Annotated in this window: 1 protein-coding gene and 2 pseudogenes; all 3 read right to left on the reverse strand. The window is 29.5% G+C overall.

Annotated elements, in window-relative coordinates; all coding sequences use genetic code 11:
* Positions 1–271: pseudogene (locus CXF67_RS18470) on the reverse strand (cyclic nucleotide-binding domain-containing protein); the annotation flags it as partial.
* A gap of 263 nt (positions 272–534) precedes the next feature.
* Complete coding sequence (locus CXF67_RS09770; protein WP_102088582.1) at positions 535–1,032, reverse strand: hypothetical protein; 498 nt, start codon at positions 1,030–1,032, stop codon at positions 535–537.
* 76 nt (positions 1,033–1,108) lie between these two features.
* Positions 1,109–1,442 (reverse strand): annotated as a pseudogene (locus tag CXF67_RS09775) (tyrosine-type recombinase/integrase); the annotation flags it as partial.

Here is a 1,442-nt window from a genome sequence, read left to right on the forward strand (position 1 = left end):
TTTTTTTTAATGCTTGAATATAGAAATCAGAAGGTTGTTCATTTAAAAATGAATCTAATGAAGCTATCAGATTGTCTTTATATCCAAACCTAATTGTGTGTTCTTCGTATTCATCAATTACGAATATTCTCAAACTACCATTTATGACTAAATAGATATTAGTGTCAATACTACCTTTCACCTTTAGATATTCATTGCGCTCTAATTGTATTTCTCTATCCCAAAGATTTTCGTTGTTTATTCTATCAATTAAATTTGAAATAGGATTCATATTGGCTTGCAGGTAACGTTGTTGTGTAAGGAAAATTGCGTGGTTTAAGCGATGAAGTTAGTAAATAAAACACAAACCAAGAAAATCCGCGAGGATTTTCATAAGTAGGCTTTTACTAGCAATTTTTTTTACACGGAGTTAGGCACTGTGTTTTTTCAATTTTTTCTTATTAAATCATCTGCGTTATTGTAAATTCCATCTTTTCCAGCAGAAATCAGTATGTAATTTACAGAGTCAATTAATTCATATTTATATGGATTTTTCTAGCTATCTGCTTTCCAACTTCCCCAAATAGGTTTACGTCTAATAAATGATTCGTAATTTTCTGGAAAAACTCCATAATGATTTTTATAAAGACTTAATTCCGTCGATATTTTATTCATTTCTTCTTTAGTTCTGTCTTCATTAACGTATTCATTCGTTATAAATTCAGCACCTTTAAAAATTCCAGTTGTCAAAAGAGTTAGAGTTAAAGGAAATAAAATAACTACAATAAGTAAACTAAATGCAAGATATCTAGTTGCCGATTTTTTTCCATCACGTTTTTCAATCTTATCGAAAATATCAAAAAGTGCCCAAATCATAATAATTATGTGAGGAAACCATAAAGGGATTAAATCCAAGAAGTCTATATTAAAAATAAGATATGTTGAAACTATATCTACTAATAAAATAATTCCACCTTTTTTAAAGTCTTTAAGAATAAACTGTCCTGCTCCAGGTAAAAAGAAAGAAATAATAAAAGGAAGTAGGTTTTTCATTTTGCGTTAATTTCGGTTTACATTGTGCCTAACAATGGTATATAGAACATATGTTCTATATATCTTTTATATAATTCTAAGAATCAAGAGGATTTTTTATTTTTTTAAAAGTATTTGTTGCTACATGAGTATAAATTTCTGTAGTTTTTGAGGATTGATGTCCCAATAATACTTGAATTTATCTTAAGTCTACTCTTGCCTCTAGGAGATGTGTAGCAAAGCTATGCCTAAGCATATGAGGAGTTACTGTTATTCTGATCTTTGCTTTATGAGCTGCGGTCTTCACCACTTTAACTACAGATTGACCGCTATATTTTCCTCCTTTCTGTCCCTCAAACAAATACTCCTTAGGTTTCCAAGTTTTATAATAGCTTCGTAAATCTTGTAACGCATTTTGCGATAATAAGGTT

The organism is Psychroflexus sp. MES1-P1E, assembly GCF_002836055.1.
Lineage (GTDB): Bacteria > Bacteroidota > Bacteroidia > Flavobacteriales > Flavobacteriaceae > Psychroflexus.

What these genes read in the sequence shown, in the direction of transcription:
- CXF67_RS09770 (WP_102088582.1), bottom strand. Translation starts at nt 1,032, where the DNA reads ATGAAAAACCTACTTCCTTTTATTATTTCTTTCTTTTTACCTGGAGCA.